Consider the following 6,188-nt stretch of genomic DNA (forward strand, 5'->3'; position numbering starts at 1 on the left):
GGACGGGGAGGGTGGGGACTCGACCGGGCTTTTTCCAGGCACGCCGTATGAATGCGGCGTGCTTAATCTCTTCGTGTTGCCCCAAAAGCCCTGCGCATCTTGGGGCAGCATGCATTGGGATCCTAGCGGACGCTGGCGACCGCGTCCTCGCGGCCGTCGTTGATCGAAACCCAAACGCCTGAATTCTCTGTCGATTGACGTTTGAGGTAGGTGTAGACCGTGTCGTTCCAGGCGAGCACTTTCGGCTCGAGATTGTCGAGGATGAACTCGCCGAGGCTGGTGCGCACCGTCAGCACCGCGTGGCCGTCGCCGTTCGGCTGGCGCACGACCGTCATCAAAAGGTCGCCGGCGGGGACACCGGCGGCCATTAATTCGCGGCGCTTCTCCAACGCGAAGTCCTCGCAGTCGCCGAAACCGTTGTCGGGATAGGCCCAGTATTCCTCGACCCCGTAGATCTCCATATCGGTACGTGGCTTGACGCGGGTGTTGACCGAATTGTTGACCTTGATCATCGTCGCCCACAGCTTGCGGGTCAGCTCGACAGGAGACCCATTCGGCGTCCTCTCATTGCATTCGATGGGGATACGCTGGCAGAGTTCATAATGGCCGACGGGCTGGGTGGTGCGGCCACCCGTATGCATGAACAGCGGTCCCGCGCTTGCCGTGCCCCAGGCGGAAAGCTGCATCGCCATTGCCAAGAGCAACAGCTTGCCCCTCGTCATTTTCATTATGGTAGTCTCCCCGTTTGAGAGAGACTGTGCCACGTTGGGATTTATTTGACGCAAAAACCGGAAGTAGAGATTGAGTAAAACGCCCGTAGATTAAATATAAAATTTGAACTATCTCGACTGCGGATTGTTGAGAATCTAAACCGGCCGCCGCACCCGGATCACGTGGCGTCTCGACATGCCGCCCGGCTGCTAGAAGGCCCTGATCCGGCCAACAAAAAACCGGCCGCTGGAGGCCGGTTGGATGCATGTCCGAATTCTAAGCGGTCAGGACCGCGGCGCGTTGAATTCCGAATCCAAGGTTTCCGGCCGCTGGATGACGGCAAACTCAATGGCGACGCCGTCCTCGAAGTGACGCACGACCTGGCCGCGCATCGTTCCCAGCATGACCTGCACGCCGATTGCTGGTTTGACGTCGATCTCGATCGCCGCGCCCGAGAGCGACAGGTCGATGATGCGGCACTGATACTGTCGCCCGTCGGTGAGCTGCAGCACGCTCATCGGATTGCGCGGCGCGACGCGCTCGTGGCGGCGGTCTTCCGGCAGGTCGAGCTCATGCTTGTTCGCAAGCCAGGTGAGCTGCGCGGCGAGCTTGTCCTTCTTGCGGTCCGAAGCGATGACGGTCATCGCGAAACCGTCCTGCGAGGTGCGCGTCACGATGCCTTCGATGCGACCGATGTGATCGATATAGGCAATGACCTTTTCCCCCGGCATGCCGACGCGATCGGTGCGCAAGGCGACATTGCCTGGCGACATGTCTATCACCTGGCACGCGTGTTCCGTGCGGTCCTCCAGCATGAAGCGTCCGTAGATTTTCACCCGGACACGCTGAAAATTGCGCCGCTCCACACGGGACGGCGCAAATTCCGCCGCTGACCTCATGACTGCCTACACCCCGTTGGCATTCCGCGCGACGTGCGAGGAATTTCACCGGAAAAAGCTACAGCAAAGCAGGTTAACAAACGGGAAAAAGCCGGCCCAAATGGGTTGGGGGCGGACGCCCACGCAAGGCAAAGGCCTGGACCAGATCGGGGCAAAATCTCGCGATCCGCTCTACTCGTTGCGCCCGCCGTCGAAGACGACGAGATGCCGTATCCGGCGTACGCGGCCGAGCGCCGAAATGGTCTCGGGCGCGTCGAACTCCGTCGGCACGAGCGACGGAACATCGATCGCCGGCCGGTTCTTTAGGAACATCGGGTCCTTGTCGGGATCGATGACCCGAATCGCGTCGATCAGGGCGTCCGCCAGCGGGTCGGCACCAAGCCAGAACGGCCGATCCGCGGCGCTAACGATGCCGAGGCAGCGAGGGCTCTCGACGCCGCCATCGAGCGGCAGCGCCAGCAGCTCGAACTTGCTGGAACGACCGTTTCGGCTGAATCCTTCATAGGTCAGAAGCAGCACCGATTTCTGGTCGAAGACGCCGTGGATGAGACGCGACATAAGCCGCTGGTCCTTCTCGCGCCAGAGCGAGGGGAAGGAAAACCCTTTGAGCTCGCGGCCGTAATAGGCGCAGAGCCTGGTGCCGGCCAGCCGGAACACGGCTTCCGCGCGTGTGTCGCGCTCCAGGATGAACGTATCGGCCAGGAGCGTCTTGATGTCCGCCGGCTCCACTTCCGAGCGTTTCGGAGCCGGGCGGCCATCACGCAGCCGGTTCCAATATTGGAACAGCGCGATTGATCCGTTCTGATTCATTTCCATTCCGCTCCGGCAATCTGTCTTTCTTGTTGTCCCATCGGCGAACAGACAGGGCGCCCTCCGATGACCTTCATGCGGTGCGGAGCAGGATGCGTGCCAGCATCGTTAACGTTTGTTCACGTCTCGGGGTCGTTAAGGTTAACAAGTGGTTTACGTTGCGCGCCGACCGGGCCTGTGGCATGTCAAAAACCACTCCAAAACGGTCGTTTCAGCAGCGATCGGCAGCGCTTCAGTCAGTTTTCGGGGAGCAGGGGACTCGACCGGCCGTTCAGGGAAACCTGGACGGCTTTCTTTTGATTCGCAGCGTCGCCGATCCAGGCGCTATCCGATTTCAGCTTGGGGCGATTCGCGGTTTGTGATTCGATCCGGCGTGAACTACATGCTTCGGCCGAAATCGAGTCTCCAGCCAGCTGCGAAGAGGCCATGAGCGAACCGGTAACACCGACCGAATCCGAATTGCAACCAGACGACGAGGCGCCGGAGCCGCGCCGCGAGCCGGTGTTCAACTTGCCGCCGGTTGTGCTGGCGGTGATGGGGATCTGCGCGATCGTCTTCCTGCTGGAGCGATATGTGCTGAACGACGACCAGCAAATGATGCTGCTCTACGACGGAGCCTTCATTCCGGTGCTCTACACCGGCCGATACGGCTTCGACTGGTTCCTGTTCACGCGCCCCTTCACCTATGCTTTCATGCATGGGGGCCTCGCTCACATTGCCGTCAACATGGTCTGGCTTGCCGCTTTCGGCTCACCGCTCGCCAATCGTTTCGGCGCGGCCCGATTTGCGGTGTTCTACGCCGTGACCGGGCTGGCTTCGGTCGCGCTGTTCTGGGCCATGCACCCTTATGGCGAGATGCCGCTGGTCGGCGCTTCCGGCGCGATCTCGGGCATGATGGGAGCTGCGGCGCGCTACGGCTTCCGGATCGATCGCTCGTCAGGCCAGGCGGCCTTCGCCGGCGAGCCGTTGCCGATCGCAATCGTGCTGCGTTCGCGCGGCGTCATGACCTTCCTCGGCGTCTGGATGGTGATCAACCTCGCCACCGGCCTTCTCGGCTTTGCGCCGGGGATCGAGGGACAGATCGCCTGGGAAGCCCATATCGGCGGCTTTGTCGCCGGCTTTTTCGGCGTGCGCTTTTTCGATCGGCCCCAGCCGCCCGAGTAGCACTGCGGCGCACTTGAAATGCAACCAATCACGGCGCACCATGTTCACCGGAACGTGAATGCCGGTCAGGGCAGGAGCCGGCGGGCAAGGCACAGGAGGACGCCATGACTGTGAAGGCAATTCTTGAGCAAAAAGGCCATGACGTGTTCACACTCGGGCCTAATGAAAAGCTGAGCGAAGCCATTCGCATCCTGACCGAGCATAGGATCGGCGCGCTGGTCATCACCAATGGCGACCGCAAGATCGTCGGCATCCTTTCCGAGCGCGACATCGTGCGAGTATTGGCCAGGGAGGGCGCGGCCGCGCTCGATATTCCGGTCCGATCGGCCATGACGCCGAAGGTCAAGATCTGCAACGAGAACCACACGGTCAACGAGGTCATGGAGATCATGACGAAGGGTCGCTTCCGCCACCTGCCGGTGGAGAAGGACGGGATGCTCGACGGCATCGTGTCGATCGGCGATGTGGTCAAGCGCCGGATCGAGGATGTCGAGCGCGAGGCCGAGGAGATCCGGGCCTACATCGCCACCGCCTGATACAGGCGGGAAGGTGCCGCCAGCACAGCCCGTGGGCTTACAAGCGCAAGCTGCCTGGAGGCCTGCGCGCGGCTTTGGACTTGTCTCAAGGAACGGTTTGCACTAGCGAGTGATGCGATTTTCGCAACGCGATAAGCAAAATCGCGCCAGCCACGAATGCGACCCATAGGCCTCCATGAGCATCATCGATACCCGCACGCCCGACCCGAAACGCCTGATCTCCGGCGCCACCGGCGACTGGGAAATCATCATCGGGCTCGAAGTGCATGCGCAAGTGACGTCCGAGGCAAAGCTGTTCTCCGGCGCCTCGACCTCTTTCGGCGCGGCGCCCAACGCCAATGTCAGCCTGGTCGACGCGGCGATGCCCGGCATGCTGCCGGTGATCAACGAGGAATGCGTCAAGCAGGCGATCCGCACCGGGCTGGGCTTGAAGGCCGCGATCAACCACAAGTCGGTCTTCGATCGGAAGAACTATTTCTACCCGGACCTGCCGCAGGGCTATCAGATCTCGCAGTACAAGCAGCCGATCGTCGGCGAAGGCAAGGTGATCGTCTCGGTCGGACCGGACCGGCAGGGCGAGTTCGAGGACATCGAGGTCGGCATCGAGCGCCTGCATCTGGAGCAGGATGCCGGCAAGTCTATGCACGACCAGCATCCGACAATGTCCTATGTCGACCTCAACCGGACCGGCGTTGCGCTGATGGAGATCGTCTCCAAGCCGGACATGCGCTCCGCCGACGAGGCCAAGGCCTATGTCAGCAAGCTGCGCACCATAATGCGCTATCTCGGTACCTGCGACGGCAACATGGACGAGGGTTCGCTGCGCGCCGACGTCAATGTCTCGGTGCGCCGCCCGGGCGGCGCCTTCGGCACGCGCTGCGAGATCAAGAACGTCAACTCGATCCGCTTCATCGGCCAGGCCATCGAGTCCGAAGCGCGCCGTCAGATCGCCATTCTCGAAGACGGCGGCGCGATCGAGCAGGAGACGCGCCTGTTCGACCCCAACAAGGGCGAGACGCGCTCGATGCGCTCCAAGGAAGAGGCGCATGACTACCGCTATTTCCCCGACCCCGACCTTCTGCCGCTGGAATTCGACCAGGCCTATGTCGATGATCTGGCACAGCATCTGCCGGAACTCCCGGACGAGAAGAAGGCGCGGCTGATCGGCTCGCTCGGCCTATCGCCCTACGACGCCTCGGTGCTGGTGTCGGAAAAGCCGGTCGCCGACTACTTCGAGAAGGTGGCCTCGGGGCGCGACGGCAAGCTTGCCGCCAACTGGGTCATCAACGACCTGCTGGGCGCTCTCAACAAGGCTGGCAAAGATATTGAAAACGCTCCGGTTTCGCCTGAGCAGCTCGGTACCGTCGTCGACCTGATCAAGGAGGGCACGATCTCCGGCAAGATCGCCAAGGACCTGTTCGAGATCGTCTGGAACGAGGGCGGTGATCCGCGCCAACTGGTCGAAAGCCGCGGCATGAAGCAGGTGACAGACACCGGCGCCATCGAGAAGGCGGTCGACGAGGTCATCGCCGCCAATCCGGACAAGGCCGAGCAGGCGCGCGCCAAGCCGACCATGGCTGGCTGGTTCGTCGGCCAGGTGATGAAGGCGACCGGCGGCAAGGCGAACCCTCAGGCGGTCAACGAGCTGGTCAAGGCCAAGCTCGGCATCGAATAGAGCGATGTTCGTCCGCACCGCCAGCGAGCGCGATCTTGTTGCGATCCGCGCGCTGCTGGTCGAGACGTGGCATGCGACCTATGACGCCATTTACGGCGCCGAGCATGTAACGGTGATCACCGACGACTGGCATTCTCTTGCTTCGCTCAAGGCGCAACTGGCCCGGCCGAATTCCGAATTCCTGGTCGCTGACGATGGCAAGCGGCTTGGCGGCATGGCTTTGGCGGCCGCGACTGCCGACCCGAAGATCGTCCTTCTGAACCAGCTCTACGTATCTCCGGATTGTCAGCGGCAAAGGATCGGCCAGGCGCTGCTCGACGAAGTCGAGGCCAGTTTTCCGGAGATGCGGACGCTGCGTCTGGAGGTTGAGCAGGCGAATGCGGTGGCGATCGC

Annotated in this window: 7 protein-coding genes; 4 read left to right on the forward strand and 3 right to left on the reverse strand. The window is 62.0% G+C overall.

Annotated features, from left to right (window positions below):
- Positions 1-122: 122 nt before the first annotated feature.
- The 3 genes from EOA75_RS27030 to EOA75_RS27040 all read right to left on the reverse strand — a co-directional run bounded on the left by EOA75_RS27030 (position 123) and on the right by EOA75_RS27040 (position 2,420).
- Positions 123-728, reverse strand: a complete 606-nt coding sequence (locus tag EOA75_RS27030) for a transglutaminase-like cysteine peptidase (protein ID WP_127217008.1) — start codon at positions 726-728, stop codon at positions 123-125.
- 267 nt (positions 729-995) lie between these two features.
- On the reverse strand, positions 996-1,610 hold the full coding sequence (locus tag EOA75_RS27035; RefSeq protein ID WP_067321610.1) for a PilZ domain-containing protein: 615 nt from the start codon (positions 1,608-1,610) through the stop codon (positions 996-998).
- A gap of 171 nt (positions 1,611-1,781) precedes the next feature.
- Positions 1,782-2,420: a PAS domain-containing protein gene (locus EOA75_RS27040; RefSeq protein WP_067321654.1), complete on the reverse strand. Its 639-nt coding sequence runs from the start codon at positions 2,418-2,420 to the stop codon at positions 1,782-1,784.
- Between the two features lie 426 nt (positions 2,421-2,846).
- Between EOA75_RS27040 and EOA75_RS27045 the strand changes: the two genes are divergently transcribed.
- From EOA75_RS27045 to EOA75_RS27060, 4 genes are all read left to right on the forward strand, one after another.
- A complete protein-coding gene (locus EOA75_RS27045; protein ID WP_127217009.1) occupies positions 2,847-3,584 on the forward strand; it encodes a rhomboid family intramembrane serine protease in 738 nt (245 codons plus the stop codon).
- A gap of 104 nt (positions 3,585-3,688) precedes the next feature.
- On the forward strand, positions 3,689-4,120 hold the full coding sequence (locus EOA75_RS27050; protein ID WP_066989480.1) for a CBS domain-containing protein: 432 nt from the start codon (positions 3,689-3,691) through the stop codon (positions 4,118-4,120).
- A gap of 175 nt (positions 4,121-4,295) precedes the next feature.
- Positions 4,296-5,795 (forward strand): Asp-tRNA(Asn)/Glu-tRNA(Gln) amidotransferase subunit GatB, encoded by a 1,500-nt coding sequence (gene gatB / locus EOA75_RS27055; RefSeq protein WP_127325595.1) that lies wholly within the window; start codon positions 4,296-4,298, stop codon positions 5,793-5,795.
- 4 nt (positions 5,796-5,799) lie between these two features.
- On the forward strand, positions 5,800-6,188 hold a 389-nt coding region (locus tag EOA75_RS27060; protein WP_164747583.1), incomplete at its 3' end, for a GNAT family N-acetyltransferase.

The organism is Mesorhizobium sp. M1A.F.Ca.IN.022.07.1.1 (assembly GCF_003997575.1).
In the GTDB taxonomy this organism is placed as follows: Bacteria; Pseudomonadota; Alphaproteobacteria; order Rhizobiales; family Rhizobiaceae; genus Mesorhizobium.

Bases quoted from the DNA above. Each gene is read 5' to 3' on its own strand.
- EOA75_RS27030 (WP_127217008.1), bottom strand. From the start codon at position 728: ATGAAAATGACGAGGGGCAAGCTGTTGCTCTTGGCAATGGCGATGCAG.
- EOA75_RS27035 (WP_067321610.1), bottom strand. From the start codon at position 1,610: ATGAGGTCAGCGGCGGAATTTGCGCCGTCCCGTGTGGAGCGGCGCAAT.
- EOA75_RS27040 (WP_067321654.1), bottom strand. From the start codon at position 2,420: ATGAATCAGAACGGATCAATCGCGCTGTTCCAATATTGGAACCGGCTG.
- EOA75_RS27045 (WP_127217009.1), top strand. From the start codon at position 2,847: ATGAGCGAACCGGTAACACCGACCGAATCCGAATTGCAACCAGACGAC.
- EOA75_RS27050 (WP_066989480.1), top strand. From the start codon at position 3,689: ATGACTGTGAAGGCAATTCTTGAGCAAAAAGGCCATGACGTGTTCACA.
- gatB (WP_127325595.1), top strand. From the start codon at position 4,296: ATGAGCATCATCGATACCCGCACGCCCGACCCGAAACGCCTGATCTCC.